Annotated in this window: 5 protein-coding genes; 1 reads left to right on the top strand and 4 read right to left on the bottom strand. The window is 64.7% G+C overall.

Annotated elements, in window-relative coordinates; genetic code table 11:
• Positions 1–195 precede the first annotated feature (195 nt).
• A complete protein-coding gene (locus TR33_RS26505; protein ID WP_159068759.1) occupies positions 196–1,071 on the top strand; it encodes a hypothetical protein in 876 nt (291 codons plus the stop codon).
• A 116-nt stretch (positions 1,072–1,187) separates the two neighbouring features.
• Here TR33_RS26505 and TR33_RS00635 read toward each other — a convergent pair whose 3' ends face one another.
• The 4 genes from TR33_RS00635 to TR33_RS00650 are packed head-to-tail and all read right to left on the bottom strand — an operon-like array spanning position 1,188 to position 18,125.
• Positions 1,188–3,608 (bottom strand): UvrD-helicase domain-containing protein, encoded by a 2,421-nt coding sequence (locus tag TR33_RS00635; protein ID WP_042280817.1) that lies wholly within the window; start codon positions 3,606–3,608, stop codon positions 1,188–1,190.
• The gene (locus tag TR33_RS00640) at positions 3,605–10,312 is read right to left on the bottom strand and encodes a DEAD/DEAH box helicase (protein ID WP_042280819.1); all 6,708 of its coding nucleotides are present in this window, start codon (positions 10,310–10,312) and stop codon (positions 3,605–3,607) included. Before TR33_RS00640 ends, TR33_RS00635 begins: the two co-directional genes overlap by 4 nt.
• A 2-nt stretch (positions 10,313–10,314) precedes the next feature.
• On the bottom strand, positions 10,315–15,267 hold the full coding sequence (locus TR33_RS00645) for an Eco57I restriction-modification methylase domain-containing protein (RefSeq protein WP_042280820.1): 4,953 nt from the start codon (positions 15,265–15,267) through the stop codon (positions 10,315–10,317).
• Positions 15,264–18,125, bottom strand: a complete 2,862-nt coding sequence (locus TR33_RS00650; protein WP_042280822.1) for a DEAD/DEAH box helicase — start codon at positions 18,123–18,125, stop codon at positions 15,264–15,266. Before TR33_RS00650 ends, TR33_RS00645 begins: the two co-directional genes overlap by 4 nt.
• Positions 18,126–18,214: the final 89 nt, after the last annotated feature.

Consider the following 18,214-nt stretch of genomic DNA (forward strand, 5'->3'; position numbering starts at 1 on the left):
GAATAACAGAATGCGAAGCACCCCGTGGAACATAGTTCTATCCGGAAGGTGATACCGAATCACGTCTTGACGCTGATAGTTCTTAACTAGGACCCCTTCGGCCATCGGCGCAGAATTCCCAACCGTTAATACACCACGCACCTTCTAACGGATACACGCGACCACACCGGGAAAATCACCACCCAAGGAGTTTTCTTGTCCAAAGTCTCTCCTCGACCGCCCAACTGGCACAACAGCGCCTGCGAAAGCGCCAAACAGGCGGATTGTAAGTGCTACTGCCGTGGGGCCGGCCATCAGAACGATCTACTCAAGCGCGCATCGACATGCCCAGATACCACCGAGTACGCCAAACTCGAAAGCGATCTTCGGGAGATCTTCGGTGGTTTTCATCGAAACGAACGAGATGTCACTACTCGCACACGAAGCGCGCGCAGGGTGCCCGAACCGAAGGAGATACCGCACCTTCGACTCACAGTGGGCAAAGGTGCCACCTGGTTCGAGACCCTCCTGGTCGATGAGGCCTTGCATACGGCCTTCCTCCTTCTGGCTCGAGCAAGCCTCCGACTCGACGACACTGCGCGGGAGGCACAGGACCGCTACGTCGAATCGGTCACCGAGAGCGCGATCGACATCGTCAGATCGCAAGGACCCTCTACCGGTTCCGTGGATGCCCATGTCTGGTGCGGAATCGTCTCCGAATATCTGGCCTCGATGAGAGAGAACGACACCTCCACTCCACACCCGGAGAATTTCGCCGATATCCGCTATCCACGCAAGACCCGAGGCCGAACCCCCGCTGCTCTGAAAGAAGTCGGGGAACAGGGGATACGGCACCTCGCCGGCAACTTCGAAACACACGAGCAGGTTCCGCGTCCTCGCAGGATCGAACTTCTCCGCCTCGTCGGGGCGGCCACCTGCCCCGACCTGTGGAGCCACTCCGCCGCGGTCCGATTCTGTCTCGAACCCTTCGTACTCGCGGAAGCTTGGCCTCCGAAGAACACGACGCGGATCGCCGTACCACCGGGCTTCGATCAGCTACGCCTCCGCTGGAGCCGCAAGAAAAACTGGTGACCCTCCTCATCTGTGCCATCGATGAAAACGGCCGGGGCCTCACCGCATCGGTCGACGACGGTGAGTCCCGACCGCCTGCTCGGGGCGGGGTTCAGGACACCCTTGTGGGGTGTCTCCTACAACAGGGCGTTCGGAGGCTTGAAGAGGCCGCCGTCCTCGAAGTTCGCTTCGGGCTCGGCGGCTGATGCGCTTTCGGGGGCCGTCACACCTGTGGGCTCCTCCATATACACGGCCTTCTTCGGGAGCAGGCTGCTGGGCTCACCGTGCCAGGAGATCGTCAGGGAGTCCCGGGCACGGGTAGCCGCGACGAACAGCGTCGACCTGGCTTTCTGTATCTCCTGTCGGTAGCGCAGAGCATCAGAGTCTCGTAGGCGCTTCACGTCGGCATGGGGCACCAACCCCTCACTGACCGCAGCGATGGCCATGTGCTGGTACTCCAGTCCCTTGAACCGTTTGAGGGTTCCCACGTGCACAGCCTGCTCGAAGCCGGGGGGAGGCCCCTCCTTGCCGAGCTTGGCGGCGCGAACACCGCCCTTGTTCAGAGCGAACTGCAGGGCGTCGACCTCGTGCTTGGTGGGGGCTCCCACGCCGATAGAGGGCACAGTGTCGCGGGGTGCGTTCTTCTGCAGGTCCTGGGCCCAGGCGATAACGTCGTCGCACTCGGTCGCCCAGGTGGAAGAACCCCGGAACACCGGGCTAGGACCACGCAGTACCGACCGGTAGCCGGACAAAGACTCACTCCCCTCGTCCAAGTCGTCCAATTCCTCCTCACCGAGCAGGCCCAGTGCCGACTTCAGGATCTCCCAAGTTGTTCGGTAGCTGAGGGTGAGCCGAGAAGAGCGCCCTCGGATGTTGATGCCGAGTGCCCCCAGGGACACCCGGTTGTCGTAGATGCGCTGGTGGGTGTCACCAACCAGGAAGATGTCGTTCTCACCGTGGTCCACCACGGCACGCAGCAGAGACCAGTGAGCCGAGCTGAGATCCTGCGCCTCGTCGACGACCACGTGCTCGTATCGGAATCTCAGGTTGGTGAGGGTTTGATCCGGGCGCTGCAGCATCTGACCGCCCGCTTTGGCCTCCCTCGCGCGGTTGTCCGCGATCTTGGCGGCCCGCTCGGCCTCCACCTGGGCGGCGGCCTGCGCCACCTGGCGGAAGGTCCACACACCCTTCTCCTCCAAGCGCATGGTGAACCGCTCCACGAGCTGCCATATGTCAGCGCGCTGGGCACGACTGATCCGTTGTCCGCGCCCGGCCCGGCGGGCCCGGAAGTACTCCGAGCGAGTGCGAATCCCCTGGCCGAGAATGACTTGGTTCCACTCATCCTCGACGAACTCCGGGGTCCAGTTCCGCACGCCGAGTTCGGTGAACATATTCCGCCACTCGCGGCTGACCTGGTCATCGAAGATGGGGGTGCGGCCCTGACCACCGCGCCCGCTCTCATTCACGATTCGGAAGCTGAGCTTATCGATGTTAAGGATGTCGACCCGGTCCAGGACCTCCTGTCCGGCGAGCTCCCGGAGGCGGCGACGCAGATCGGCCGCGAGGTTGGTGTTATAGGTGGTGAGAAGCACGGCTTTGGTCCGGCCCTTGGGAAGCTGCTCGACCAGGTGCTTGACCCGGTGCAAGGCCACGATGGTCTTTCCAGTGCCTGGGCCACCGCTGACCCGGGCGGGGCCACGGAAGTTACGATGAACCAGCTTCTCCTGAGTGGGATGCAAGAACACCTTCCATGCGGAGAAGTCGTCCTCCAACACCTCTCGCAGGTCGGTGTCGGATGTGGTGACTCTGGTGGTCGGGCGAGCGAAGGCGGCACTGATGTCAGAGGTATCGACCGGGCCATCGGCGGTGACCGGGTGGGTGATCTCCGAAAGCACCTCGTCGAACCCGCGGCCGTCGGCGAGGGCGAGCAGAACCTCCTCGGTGTGGCTCGGAGCCCCGTAGACCAGTTCCAGAAGCTGGCTCTCGGTGGAGACTGTCAGAGCCTCCGAAATCAGTCCCTCGGCGACTCCGAGCTCACGCAACTGATCGGCGCCGTAATCGGCGAAGAGTGGCATAGAGGGAGGCCTGTCGTTCACCAAAGAGGTGGTGACCACTACTGGCTCGGGTATCTCGGCCGTGGCCTCGGCAGCCGGATCGGCTGGGTCCGGGGCCGTGTCCGTAACCGGTTCCAGAGGCAGGTCGGTCATGTCCCGGGCCTCCACGATCCCGAAGATCTCCAAGGCGCCGGTGACCTTGTTGACCTCGTACCTGAACCGTTCGAGGTTGTCGTAGACGTGCTGGCGCTTGCGGACTCCGACCAGGATGTAGTCGCCGTCTCCCACGTGGAAGAGCAGAGCTCGGTAGTCCGCGTTGATCCGCGCGGAGTGAAGTTTTCCATGCCCCTTGAGCTGTTGGAACTTCAGCCCGGCGGCCATGGGATTCTCACGGAACTTGTACTGGAAGTCGTACAGGGCGCCCTTGACGTTCTGGGGGAGTTTGCGGATCTGCTTGTCGGCCTTGTCGAGCAGTCGCAGTGTGGTCTTTCCCGGCACGCTCATCCCTTCGTATTCTTCGCGTCTCGGCCTGGCCGGTCTTCGGATCGTGCCACGGCCTTGGTCAGCATGGCGGACAGCTCCGACACATCCCAGTCCGCGGCCTGCCGCACGTGCCAGCCTGCGGCCGTGTAGGCGTCCAGACAGCGGTTGTGATCGTCGATGCTGCCGTGGAATTGAGCTGGGAGCACCACGGCCACGCCTTGGTCCGGCCACGCCAGTTCGGCGATCCACATCCCAGGCCCTTCCAGCTCGTGACCGACCTCGGGCGCGGTGACCCCGCGTTGGTACAGCTCGTCAGCAAGCTCGGTCAGCGCCGGATCTTCGACCTCCATCAAGTCCCACACCCAGATCCAGTCCGGGTCGACGTCGATATCGAAGGTATGGGGATCCTCGGCTCCCTCCGGAATGACCTTGGTCTTGGCCAGCCCGGTTGGTTTCGCCTCGACCTGGTCCTGGTCGGCCGGCACGACGGTGTCAGCGACCCTGCCCCTGGTCAGACGGCCGACCGAAGATTCAGAACGGGATAGGACGTCGCCGAGCAGCTCTTCTATCTCACTCGGAGTCGGCGGATGGCCGGCAACGCTCTCATCGAGGCTATGCCCACCAAGCGCGGCCAAGGCGGCAGAGTCGAAGAAGGGCAGGCCGCTCAACGCGATCTGAGCCCCATCTCCGCCCTGAAGGTTCAGGAACTGCAGAAAGTTACCCCAGTACAGCCAGGCTTTCCACCGGCGTTTGTGAGCGTCGGTGTCGGCGGTGATGGTCTCCTCACGGTCGTCCAGGACCACGAAGCCGCTGTACGCCTTGTGCAGGACCTGTCGGATGACCACCACGCTCAGCCCGGAGTCGTCCCGGCCGCGCACCACCTGGCACTCACCGCGTTGGACGAGGGCGGGGAGCACCTCCCCCTCCAGTACGGAGGTGAACCGGGGGGCGAGATCGGTCCCCGGCAACTGGGTCATCTCCTTGCCCTGAGTACCGGCGATCCCGCTGGCCAGCGCGGCGGCGCGGACCGCCCAGGCCTTGTCGTCGGGATCGGTGAGATAGGCGAACAGGGACTGGGCCGCGCTGACCCAGACCAGTTGTTCCAGTTCGACGGGGTCGGAGCCGGCGAACATCTTGCGGGCCGTCATCACGCCGCGGGTGCCATAGGGCTCCCAGACCGGGGATCCCTTCTTGAGAAAAGGGGCGTCCTTGCCCTTCTCCAGGTACTCGATGTCATCCCAGGTAAGTTGGAAGACGATGACGCCCTGGGAACGCAGCCAGGCGCGTTTGTCTGCGTCGTCGGAGATCCGGTTCTTCTCCGCGGAGGCGTGGTAGCGGTACCCGTCCAGGTAGACGGCGACCTGCTGGCCGGCCGAGTCGCGACGGCGAAAGACGACGTCGGGCCGGGTCTTCTCAATGGTGTTCTGCAAGATCACGTCCCAGCTCACCACACCCTTGTCGGTGACCAGCTGTAGGACGGCGGTCTTGCGGTCGCCCTGCCGGCCCTCGCGTTTGAAAGTGCGAGAGGGCCCTCCCTCCTGGGCCCAGCGTTCGAGCGCACCGAGGAAGCGGCCCTCCAGTTCGCTCTCCACCTGGCCCCACAGGGAGATGAGCCCGGTGTGAGTGATCTCGTCGGTACGCCACTCGTCGAGCAGGTCGGCGAGCATCTGCAACGCTACGCCGCGGTCGGCGTCGGGGAACTCGTCGTCGCTGACGTGCGCGAGCAGGCAACGGTGGCAGGCCGGTCGCTGGACGACGTCGTCCGCACAGGGGCAGTTCAACAGGGCATTGCGAGCGACGGTGAGGATCTCCCGGATGCCCTTCGCGTTTCGCCTCGGGTTGAGATAGCCGCTGCCACCGGGGAGAGTGTCGTAGACGACCAGGTAACGGCGCTGGTGTCCGGTGGCTTCGTCGGGCATGGTGGCCATGACGGTGTCCAGGTGCTCCAAGGCTCCGCCGTACACGCGGGCGAATCCGACCATGAGTGCGGCCTTGAAACTGACCAGGCGTTCCCTGGTATGCACGGTGGCGATGGGCAGCAGGATGCGCAGCGCCTCGGTGTGCAGGGTGTGGGCCAACAGCAGCGGCACGTGCTCGACGCTGTCGCCACGCCGCTGAGGACACCAGGGCCGGTGGTAGCCGGGGCGGTTGTCGTACTGGCTGCTCAGCACGTCCGATTGGGGTTCGGTGGGATCGTCGGGGGTGGCGCCGCCGCAGGCTCTACAGACCTGGAACGGGTTGACGCTGAGTGTGTCCCCGGCGAAGGCCACCTGTCCGGTGCGGGCGGTACGTTGGCGGCCCAGGTTGAAGTGACGAACTACCGCCTCGCGGGTGAACTCCACACCGAAGGCGTGCTTGGCGTGCCGCCAGGCTCCTGGTTCGATCCTCTCCTGGGGGATATCCACGGCGACCGTGCTGGTGTAGTACTCCTTGCGCCGGTCGTCGTGGTCATCCCGAATGAGGGCGTCCTCGCGGCGGTCCCGGGAGTGCACCCGGGTGGGTTCCAGCACCAGATGGAGATTGCTGCGGTCGCCGATGAAGGCACTGTGGCAGCGCGGACAGGGTGAGGTATCGCTCTCGGCGTTGTGGGTGCGCACGTAACCACAGCTGGGGCAGACCCGCCAGGGGTGGTAGGCCTGCCGGGCCCGGGAGCCGATGTCGAGGCCGTCGATCTCATGCCGGAAGCCGCGCACGTAGTAGTGGTTGCCCGGAGCGAATTCGCTGAGGGCCATCCGAGCAGCGCGCTTGTACTCGCGCACCTCGGAACGGAACTGCCGGTCGCCATCGGGGCCCTCCTCCTCCCAGGTAAGGGTGGCTTCCAGTTCCACTGCGCTGTCGATGAGCGAGTAGTTGGGCAGCACCCCGTACTCGACCAGGGCCCCGTGGGCGCTGGTGCGCCCGATCACTCCGATACGCCGCTGCACAGCGGAGAGCTCGGCTTGCAGGGTGCGCTTTCGGCGCTTCTGTTCGGGGTCTGAGTCCAGGAGCCGGCCTGTCTCCTCCTTGACGGTGTCCACCCGCCGGTACAGGTCGTCGAGACGTTCGCCCCAGGCTCGTTCGGCGACGGCGATCTTGGTCTTGATCCCGCTGACGGCGAACTCCCGCAGCTGTGCGGTGGCCTCGGAGTCGATGTCCTGCCCAGCCCCGGCGAACAGGGCCAGGAACTCCTCGACCACCCGTGGACCGGCTGTCAGGGCGGATACGGTGAAGCCGCGTAGCCAGCCCAGGTCACCGAAGAGATCAGCGGCACGGCCGGGCAGTGGAGGACAGCCGGGCAGCCGGCCTCGCGCGGCCAGATCCATCAGGTGGGCGGCGTACTGGCGGCGCAGGATCTCCACCGCGGAGGGGAAGCTGCCAGGCGGGTCGATCCGCCCGGCGATCATGTCGCGGGGTTCCTGCAGGTAGTACTGCTCACGAGCGCGGTGGCCGACCAGGGTGAGCAGGAAGGCGTTGCCGGTACCCCGCCCCGCCCGGCCCACCCGCTGGACGTAGTTGGCGGGGCCGTTTGGCAGGGAACCCAGGATGACCGCGGACAGATCACCGATGTCGATGCCGAGTTCGAGCGTGGGGGTTGCGGAGAGCACGTTGGGGGCGGTGTACCGCTCCCCTTCCTTGAAGTCCCTCTCCACCTGCTCGCGCTGGGCACGGGTGAGCTGTCCGGTGTGCTCGGCGGCGATGATCCGGAAGGGGTCGGCGTTGCGGTACAGGCGTCGGTAGTAGTCGTTGTGCGCTCGTGGCTCCTCGTCGAGTTGGAGGAACCCTGAACAGCGGTAGCGCGGGCAGTAGGCCCCCCTCCAATCGCCCTGGTGGATTTGGGACACCGTCTGGCGCCAGTGGCACACCGAGCAGCTGAGCCCGGCCCGGTTCACCTCCTCGTCTCGGACGGCGGTGACGATGATGTGCCCGGGGGCGAGCCCGTAGACACGAGTGGAGTTGTCGTCGGCGGTAAACCGATCGATGACCCCTTTGTCATGCAATATCTCCAGGAGACGGCCCAGGTAGCGGGTGGTGTGCTCAGCGGGGATCGACAAGCAGCGGGCGGTCCAGTCCTGGTACCAGGTGCCCTTGCCCGCGATCGAGTCGAACTCGCTGCCCTGCTTGGTGCGGTCCAGCAGGAAACGCGGGGCGGGCAGGGTGATCCCGCGCTTGGGTCTGGGGAAGGCGGGCATACCGTCAGGGCGCTTGCCCCAGATGGTGCCGTAGCGCCTGGTCCCCGCGTTGCGAATCCACGTGTCCAACCAGTGGTGCCGGATCCCGCCGCGGATACGAATGCGTTCGAGCAGTCCACGCACATAGCTGCGGAACACCTCCCGGTCGGGCACTCCGGTGAGAGGGACGTCGCCGTGCAGGAGCAGGTCGCGGGCCAGGTCGGCGACCTCGTCGGGCTTCTCCAAGCGCACGTGGGCGGCAACGGTGCGGGTGAGTTCGAGGGTACGCCCTTGCCGGGACCGTAGCCCGAACTCCAGCACGGCGGTCAAGGCCAGACGTTCACCGACCATCTCCCACTGGGCGGGGGTGCCGGTGCTCTCCCCCGCCAAGAGCGCGTCGATACCCGTCTTGTCGTGCAGGTCCGGGGGAACCACACACGCGAGGAAGCTGGGCTTCTGCGCTTCGAGGACGGTGTCGGCGATGAGATCGTTGAGGTAGGCGGGGGTTCCGTCGTCCGCCAAGCGCGAGGTGAGCAGTGATCGGGCAGAAAACGAGTAGGATCTGTTGGCGACGAACCCGGCGCGGTGGGCGGCGTCTTGGACCGAGTCGTTGAACAACAGCGCCTTGGGTTTGTCACGACCCTGCGCGAGTTGGCCTCCGGTGAACAGCTCCGTGACGGCCACCGAGGCCAGCGCGGCCTGCCCCGAGCCCAGGAAGCGAGTGCCCTGGTCCACGTCGCAGACCGGGCAGCGGTCGTTCTCGGCGTCTCGGAAGGCTTCCCGGTCGTGTCGGATGTCGGTCTGCACGAACACGCCGTCGAGCTCACCGGTGTTGTAGGCTTCGATGTCGACCCGTGTCACCGGACGCACGTGGGTCCCGGAGGAAGAGAGGACCCACACGGTCCGGTCGACGCCGCTCCGCATCGCCTCTTCAAGGCTGGCGTGCATGAGCGGACGCAAGCCCCGCTTGGCGGTGGTCGAGGCCCGGTAGATCTTCTCCGGCGCGGTGACCAGGTTGTCAGGCGTGGGTTCCGGTGAGATCGCCGCCCAACCGGAGCGTCCGCAGTGGCGGCAGTACACCGAGGGCAGATAGGCGTGCCCCAAAGCGCTGGTGGTGGTCGCAGACCCGCTGGCAGGTGTCTCTCCGTGCCAGGTGAAGGTGGGCCGATCAGAGACGGCACGCAGCAGGTGGGAGACCGCGCGGACCCACAGGTGAGCCTCGACCGTGACCAGCGGGGCCTCTGGGCGACCGTTCGCGGGTACGGGAGCGTCGGGGTCCCTAGCGTAGGAGAGCAGGGCGATGAAGCGCGCCAGGGCCTCGGCGGTGAGTTCTGGGGTACCGCGCAGGGCCTGGCCCCACGGGTAGGCACCGTTCTCCGGGAGGTGTTCGAGGACCTCACTCATGGAGCGGGCGGTGCCGTCCAGAACGGAGAGCACGGCCTTGGTGAGGATGTGCTTACGCAGGACCGCGCCGAGCTCCCTGGGAGTGAGATCGTCCCGCTCGGTGAAGGCCTGCATGATCGGGCCCATCCGGGATGGATCCCCATGCGGGTCTCGCAGATTGGCCACCTGGACGGGGTTGGGGACAGGGAGCTTGAACTCCAGCTCGTCCATGAACTCGTCCAAGCCGAGCCGGTCCTCGGTGATGACGGAGTCCGGCCCGAAGTACGTGCCGAAGACGGTGGCGGCGACCTCACGGATGTCCCGGCCGGGTGAGCTCCGGTCGACGACAGTGTTAGCGGAGGGGTCAGGGGCCGGGTCGTCCTGGCCCAGGGTCGCACTGGTGGCCACCGGACAGATGTTCCCAAGCGGGCGCCCGGGGCGGGAGTTTCCGGTGGTGGCGGCGAGACGGCGCAGCAGCATGGATACGTCGGTGCCCTGAGCACCGTCGTAGGTATGGAACTCGTCGACCACGATATAGGTGAGGTCGGAGTCCCGCCAGAGAGGCTGGTCCTCGGAACGCTGGAGCAGCAGATCCAGCATCTTGTAGTTGGTGATGAGAATGTCGGGGCACAGACGACGGATCTCGCCCCGAGAGGTGACGACCCGCTTGTAGTCGATGGAAGGGGTGTCACCGATGTATAGACCAGCGGTCACCTGGGACAGCTCGGGATCGGCGAGGAGCCCGTCGATCCGATCCGCCTGGTCGGTGGCGAGGGCGTTCATCGGGTAGAGCAGGATCGCCTTCACACCCCGTTTCCCGGCGGCACGGGCGCGACGGCAGTGGTCCAGGACCGGATAGAGGAAGGACTCGGTCTTACCGGAGCCGGTACCGGTGGTGATGAGCGTGGGCTCAGGCGACTTGTCCAGGGAGGACAAGCGCTGGAAGGCCTTCACCTGGTGCAGATAGGGGTGGAACCAGGCGGGATACCAGTCGAAGTACTGCTGCCAGGAATCGTCCGTCTTCCGGAAGGGCGCGCGGACCCGAAGGTAGGGGCCACGAAAGATTCCCTGGACGGGGTCGTTGAAGAAGGACTCCAGACTTTCCCGGACGGGTTCGTCGGCGAGCGCGAAGGTCGTCGAGAGGTACTGGGTGATGTTCCTGCGTACTTCGGCGGCGGCGAGGGTGGGATACACGGTCAGAACTCCCCGTTCCAGGTGCCGTTCCGCTCGGCACGCTCAACGATCTCGGTGAAGTAGGCGTGTGCCTCGCGATACTCGGCCTCACGGTCGGCCTTGTAAAAGGGCGCGGAGTAGCCCTCGGGGACTGTGTCGGTGGGATCGTCCTTGTCCAGGTACTTCTGGAGGTGGAGGTAGTCTTCCTTGGTCTGCCCATAGCCGTAGGCGTGGTAGATAGCAGCCACTTTACGGCCCGCGCTATCGAACCAGGTGTTGCTCTCATAGTCGAAGAGAACCGGATAGCGGGATCGGTAGACGGCTACGAGTTGATCTGCGGAGATCCCGAGCCAGACGGAGACCAGGGCGTCGAGCTCGACCAACGCGGCACGGCGTTCACGCTCAGAACGCAAAGGGGTGGAGTAAGACCACTCGGAAGTGATGTCCTGAAGCGGCGCCATTCCATTCCAGTCGACTGCCCATGCTTGCTGCGCCCAGGAGTCATCATGGAGCTCCGACCAGAGCGGGGAATACACGTCGGTCAGGCAGTTCAGGCGCATGGTACGGAGCAGAAGAGCGCTCTCCAGAGGATGCCCTGAGACGGGGGCAGGCATCTTGTTCACCTCAGCGTTCCGAAGATGTGAACGACCAGTGACACGCAGAAGATAGTCCAAGGGCAAGGAAGCCCAGAAACCGGCATTGAGCACGGTGGTCCGATTATCCTTCACCCACATTGAATGAACTGCATCAACATGTGAACCCCCAGGCGGAATAAGAACAGAAAAGAGACTCCTTTCCGTATTAAATGGAATCATCGCACGCCAAGCCAATCGGTAATACATCGAGTCCGGATACCCGCGCCAGGCATCCTTGGCCTTATCAAACGAATCCCGATTCGACGCACGTCGATAGTTGCACACGGGAACCTCTCCGACACCCAGAGAACTGAGATCCCAGGGACTCCAGTCCTGCTGACTGCGACACGGAATATTAGGCTTCTTGGCAAAAATGTTCGCCTGAGAGAAATTCGGACCCTGAAGGATGACTTCAGACCAATCGTGTGGCAGGCTCGTATCCCACTTGATCAGCCCGCTCTTCTTCGCTCCAGCTTCATGAAACCCATGCGTGACGAGCGGACGAAACCGGCCCAGCCTTTTCTCATACCGGCCGATCGAGGAGATTACGCTGTCCTCCTCTCCACTGACCGGATAGAGCAGAGCTGTACTCCGCTCCACACCTTGCGCCCCACCACCGATAACACGGCTCCACTCATCGAGCTTGCCTTGATCGACGCGGATCACACGCCGCCCACTGGACCGCAGGTCCCATGACCCTTCATAACGAAGCCCGGGAACGCCATCACCGATCCCGTCAAGGGACGAAAGAACCATGGATGCCCCGAAGAGCCAGTTCACACTCGCGAACGAGACCTCACCGGCAGCCCCGTATACGTGGACACCGAACTCAGCCGTTCGACTGATCGGATCCTCGAACGCCCAGTTGGCCACGTTCATGAAATGCGAATGAACTCTCAGCCTTCGGTACGCTTCCCCCCTAAGTTTGGCCTCCCTAACACCCCCGAAGTGCGTATCCGGGTGCACCAGGGCACTAATTCCACCGGGATTCGACCCTCTCCAGACTCGACACATAAAAGCCCGGTACAGGTCAGGCTGAGTCCCTTCCAGCAGCGGATAGCATGCGGGATCCGACAGAAATTCACTCAACCCCGAGACAGTAGTTATTTCAGAGAGATAAAAGTTCTTACTATCCTGCTCCTCCAGCGCATATACCTTACGTTCCGCCTTGATCTCTGAGGACACCTTTCCGGCCATTTTGAACCACGGATCGAACTCCGCGATCACACTATCCTCATCCCAACTCGGACGCACCCACGGCGGGTTACCCACCTGGATGTCGAATCCTCCCTTGCCCTTGAACAGGTGGGCGAACTGGAGTTCCCAGTGGAAGAAACCTTGCGTCTCCGCAATCTTTCGCGCCTCGTGCAACCAGGGGAACTTCTCTCCCAGACGCTCGAACCTCACAGTCCCCAGAACGCCGGGAAGTTCACCCTCCTGCTTGTCCAGGTCCTGCAAGGAGGTGATCTTCTCAGCGAACAGAGAATCTTCCATCGCATCGTGCGAACCGAGCACGGCTTCTGAGAAAGCGATCCAGCCATCCAGGTCAGCCAGGCTCACGCTCCGGTGCGCCGAAGGCGGTGCCGAACCCGCGACACTCAATTCCAGGGAGCGGTCGAAGCCCTGGTAGATCTCATCGGTACCGTCCAGCAGGCTCGCCTTCTGGACCGGCCAGAACCACAACGCGCACCAGGCGTCCATCACGGTCTTCAGTCGCCAGTACGGGGTGCCCGGACGGGTCAGGTTCTCCAGGACCTGCTCTCGCGGGATGGCGTTCTCAGGTTGGTCCATCCAGTCGGCCCCGTACACGTCGACGCGGCGGCTGACCTCCCGCTCGGACAGCTCCAACCTACGGACGACGAAATCCCACCAGTACTCCGCCCTCCGAGACAGCCCCTGCAACCGCTTGATCTGTGACTTCTTCCCCGTTCCACCTTTCAGCCTACGGCGCATGAGCTTACGCCAGGCGTTGAGCCTCTCGGCAGCCTCCGGAGCGAGGTTCTTGGCCTCCTTCTCCCCGGCCACACTCCCCCAGCCCTGGGCGGGCAGCAGCCAGTGGTGGATATAGCCCCCATCGATCCCACCATCTCTGAAGGGCATTTCCTCAGGGGCTTTCTTGAGCCACTCCCCTTGCTTCACCACCTCGGGGGAGTACAGAGCTCGCCGAGCACCCACCAAAGAGTTGCCCCGCTTCAAATGCAGTCCGAACCAAGGCGCCTGCAAACCCGGGTACATCACATTCAGCCACAGCGATACCTCCGCGAGCTCCACCGCGGTCTCGTTCAGGTCCACACCGTAGGCTCGGTGCAGGGCGATGTACGCCTTGGCCTTCTGCAGCTCCTCCGCGTACTTCTCCGGGTCGAGTTCCTCTCCTCGTTCCTTCTGCGCACGCTTGAGGTACTCCGCCGCCACCTGGTTAATGGCCTCGTTCAAGAACGCTCCGGAACCCAACGCGGGCTCGCAGATGGTCCACTCCAGCAGTTCACGCGCCGGGGTGGTCTTCCCATCCTGGTCGAGTCGCTCGCGCAGGGTGAGCTGCACGGTCAACCGGGTCAGCGACTCCGGGGTGTAGTACGAGGCACTGGTCTCCCGGTCGCGCCCGGCCAGCCGGTATACGAACGAGCCCGGGCGGTACACTACCCGCGGGCTCTCCTTGGTGACCTTCCCGTTCTCGTCCTTGACCCGCACCCACACGTCGTCCGGGTAGTCCTCCACTTTCGAGTGCGGAACCAGCCAGGACCCGTCCTTGGGGTCGCCGTTCTTCGCCGCCTCGTACAGGGTCTCCTCGGCGACCCTCCCGGTATAGGACATCAGCCCCTCGTACACCGCACCCAGCTGGTTGATGCCCAACTGTGCGTAGGAGATGAAGCCACCGCGGCCCTTTCTACTGCCCCTGGACAGCATGAGCAGCCGCAACACCCGGTGCAGCGCCCTGTTCCGCAGCCGGGTGTCCAATCTGGGCATCTCCGGTTCGTCGGGGTCGTCGTCCGGGTGGACCAGGCTCCGCCCGATCAGGTGGGTACGCGCCGGGTCGAACAGGTCGGCCCTGAGCGGTTCGAAGCGCAGCCCCTCGCCTTCCGAGAGCCCTGCGGCCTCTTCCTCACTCAGCTGGTGGCCACGTGGGTTGTGGCCCTCGTTGACCATCCGGAAGAGCAGTTCCAGCGACTCGTACAGGTGTGTGCTGCTTCGCGCCTCCTCACCCTGCAGGTCGTGAACGACCAGGTCACCTAGGCGCGCCATGCTGTAGCCGCGTTGGTAGGCCTCGTCCTTGGCGGGTACCACGCCCAGTTCCGGGCGGGCCTCCGCGTACAGCAGGAACAGGATGCGGTACAGGTATCGCAGTGACTGCCGGGCGAGCTCGTCAGCAAAGGCCCTCTCGGTCCCGGTGTCGATGTCCTGCGGGCGTACCCCTGCCTCGCGCAGCCGGTCCAAGACCTCGTTGGCGATGATCTCCACCGAGTGCTGCAGCCCCTGCCGCAGCTCTTTCGACACACCCACCGCGTGCTGATGGGAGGACTCCACCAGCTCCGCCAGGGCATCACCACTGCCGTCCTCCGAGGGCAGCAGGGATTCCGCGCCGAGCAGGGCGGCGATGGTGCCGAACTCGGCTGCGTCGTTGTTGTCGAGCGCGGTGTCCAGGCTCACCGCCAGGTAACGGCCCTCGCCCCACACCGCCCGGTCGGCGAGGATCACCACGCCACCGACCAACACCAGGACGTAGCGCAGCCCCTCCTCACGGGCGAAGAGCCAGGCGACCAGCTTGCTGCCCGAGTCGAGGAGTTCGCGTTCACCGCCGCCCAGACGGACCGGGTCCAGAAGTCGGCCCGCGCCCTCGGGATCCATGGCCGCGTCCACGTCCGGCGCCCAGCCACACTCGATCGCGACCACGGTGGGTTCGTGCAGTGCCAGCCGGACCTCGACGGTGTCGTCGCCGTGCTCGAAGTAGGCGGTGTACGGCTCGTCCTTGGGCGCGTAGCCCAGCGCGGTGAGCAGTTCCCGGTGCAGGCCGTGCAGGCGTTCGGTGTGCTCGGTGGTCCGGGCCGCGGTGATCGAGCCGGGATCCTCGCGGAAGCGTTCGGTGAAGTCGGTGAAGTCGAGACGATCATCAAAGTAGCGCGAACGCAGCCCGGTCAGCCTCCGTCGCGGGGTCACCGGTCGGCGTCGACGCTCCTCCTCGGTGGCCTCTCCTTTCTCCCGAGCAGCGGTCACCCGCTTGTTCTCAACTGCCTCGAGCTCGGCCCACTCCTTGAAGATCCCCTTCTTGAGGGTCTTGGGCAGCACCTCGACGAGGTAGTGGTCGGAGAAGTACTCACCACGGTTGATCACAGAGTCGTAGCTCATGCCCGGTTCACGCCCTTCACCACGGCCAAGACGCGCAGGAGGGGGTCCCCAGCGGTCCGCATCTTCTCCAGCAGACGCCGCTGTTCCTCAGCGGTGTCGTACACCTGCTTACGCTTGTCCTGCCTGCCCTCGCGCAGTCCGTCCAAGGCCAACTGTTCCCACTCGGTGACCCGACGCTCGGGTTCGGCGAGGTCGGCCTCGATACGAGCCGCGTACTCGTCACGGCGCCGCTCCAGGTGGGCAGCGGCCACCCGGACCGCCTCCGGCACCAGGGCCTGGAGTTCGCTCAGGTCACCGTTCTGCCCGGTGTTGACCATGTCGGGGCCCACGCCCGCGCGCTTGAGCGCCTCGAACATATCCTCCACCCGAGCATCCTCGGGGAGGCCGGTAACGGCCATCCATTCCACGACCGTTGGCTGGCCCAGGGCGTTGGAATAGGTGCCCTGGAGCAGGAACACCGGCTGATCCACCCGGCCGACCAGGACGTGGGCGTGACCGCGCGGAGTCCTCACCTGGACCTTGTCGACCAGCCAGTCCACCAGGGGGTGCAGGTCGGTGACGTATCCGGTGTCGGGCCAGATGGTCTTGGTGGAGCGCGCCGCGTCCAGGCGGTCCTGGCCGTGCTGCCGGTCGAAGGTGACCCGCAGCCTTTCCTTGACCTTGTGGTCTTTGAGATAGCCAGCGGGCAGGGCCTTGAGCCGCTGCTGAAGGTCGGTGGGCGGGCTGAATGCGAGCATCTTGCCGTCCTGGCTGAGGTCGAGTCCGCCGACGGTGTCCAGGGCGGTGCGCACGAATTGCTCGGTGTCGTCGAACAGGCGCGGTGCGGGCGCGGTCTCAGGCGGCACGCTGCCGTCGTCCACCCCGAAATCGCTGAAGAAGGCATCCGGCTCCCATGGATCGTCCTCGGCCGCCACCTCCTCTCTGGAAGCCTCCAAGGACTCATCGACCGTCCTGCCCTGGAGGAGGTCCAGGACCAGGCGGTCCTCCTCCTTCTTCGCGCTGTACAGGCCGCTCTCGGCCTCTGCGGTGCCAAGGCTTCGGTGGGCGTCCGCTTCCTTCCGCAGCAACTTCTCCGCGACTTGGGTATCGTCCTTGGCCCCATCGACCTCAGAGGTGAGGATCAGCGCTCGGAACTGGGGCTCGTGCTCCTGCCCGTAGCGGTCGATCCGACCGTTGCGCTGCTCGATACGGATCAGCGACCACGGCAGGTCGTAGTGGACGATGTGGTGGCACTGTCGATGCAGGTTGACACCCTCAGAGGCGACATCACCCGTGACCAGGACGCGAACCTTGCTGTCGGACAGAGCGAAGTCGGCGATCACCTCCTGCTGTGCGGTGTCGGACATGCCGCCATGCATCAGCTGAACCTGCTTGGCGTCCAAACCGAGGGCTTCGGGCAAGTTCTCTTTAAGCCATTTGAGGGTCGGCACCGACTCAGAGAAGACCACCACCCGAGTGGGGCTCTTCCTGCCGACCCCGATGTCGCTGAGCTGGGAGACCAGACCCTGAAACTTGGCAGAGGAGGAGGTGTCGATCTTCTTCGCGAGGTTCTGCAGTTCGATGAGGGCGGAGCGTTCGCGCTCTCGCACCGGATCGGCTTTCGGGGCGCCCGCACTCTTGCGTTCCAGGACCTTGAGGCGGTTGGCGACAGTGTCGGCCAGCGCGCGATGGGAGGACAGGAACGCCTTGAGCAGGGTGTAGGGGAAGAGACGGTTGTCCCGGCCGACGGCGGATCCACCCTCGCGGGCCTCCCCTGCCAGCCACACCCGGGTGAGTTCGGCGAAGACCGCCTCCTCGGGTGGGGTGGCGGGCACACGCACAGGGACGGAGGGACCGCGATCGGGCCACTTGTCCCCCATAGCCGCGCGCACCTCAGGGTGCACCTTGGTGCGGCGGATGTACAGGTGCTCGATGTCTTTAGCGGTGAAGTTCGCCGGGTCGGCGATGGCGGCCGGGTCGAGCAGGTTGATCAGCTGGGCGAAGGACTTGGAGTCGCCGTTGTGCGGAGTGGCGGAGGCCAGCAGCAGAGCGTCGGTGTGCCGGGCCAGGACCCTGGCCAGCTTGTTGCGCAGGTTGTTCTCGTTGACAAGGTTGTGGGACTCATCGATGACCACCGCGTCCCAGTGCATACCACGCAGATGCTGACCGTACTTGCCCTGGTTCTTGAGAGTATCGACGGAGATGATGGCGCGTTTGAAGAACAGGAAGGGGTTGCGTCCGGCAGGGATGTCGCGCTGGACACGTTCCAGGCCCACCGAGTCCAGACGCACCAGCGGGATGGCGAAGCGGGTCCACAGCTCCTGTTGGAACTGTTCCAGGACCTGCTGCGGGGTGACGACGAGAATACGCTCGCCGCGGCCCCGGCGGATGAGTTCAGCCAGGGTCAGCCCGATCTCCAGGGTCTTGCCCAGGCCTACGACGTCGGCGATGAGCACGCGCGGGCGAGGGCCCTTGAGCGCGAGTTCGGCGGGACGCTGCTGGTAGACCTTGTCATCGAGCAGGAAGCCGCCAGTGGTGGCCAGCCGACGCTCGGACTGCGGCAGTGGGGTGCGGCGCAGCACCGACTCCAGGTAGAGGCGGCTGTCCGTGAAACCGGAGGAGAGGTCGGGGACGAGCCTGGTCTCCTCCGGGCGCAGAGGTTCAATGGCCTCCAACCCGGTGAAGAACTGCGCCTCCTCGCCCCGGACGAACTCCGAGACCCCCACCGCACGCAATAGGTACCCGTCGTTATCGGTAGGAGTGCAGTTGCGCACCAGCCACTCGGCGTCCCGCACCACCACACGAGCACCCGGAGCATACTGCCCGCTGCCTGCGGTGTCCTCGGCCTCGGCCACTGAACAGCCCTCGCTCTCCGTCATCTGTTCTGTCAACGTTCACACATGTGACCGGGCGCAACGGTCCGTGTATCACCTCCGTGAGACACGCATCCCGGTTTTCCGGTGGCTCT

Origin of the sequence: Nocardiopsis alba (assembly GCF_000710955.1) — a bacterium.
GTDB classification, from domain to species: domain Bacteria; phylum Actinomycetota; class Actinomycetes; order Streptosporangiales; family Streptosporangiaceae; genus Nocardiopsis; species Nocardiopsis alba.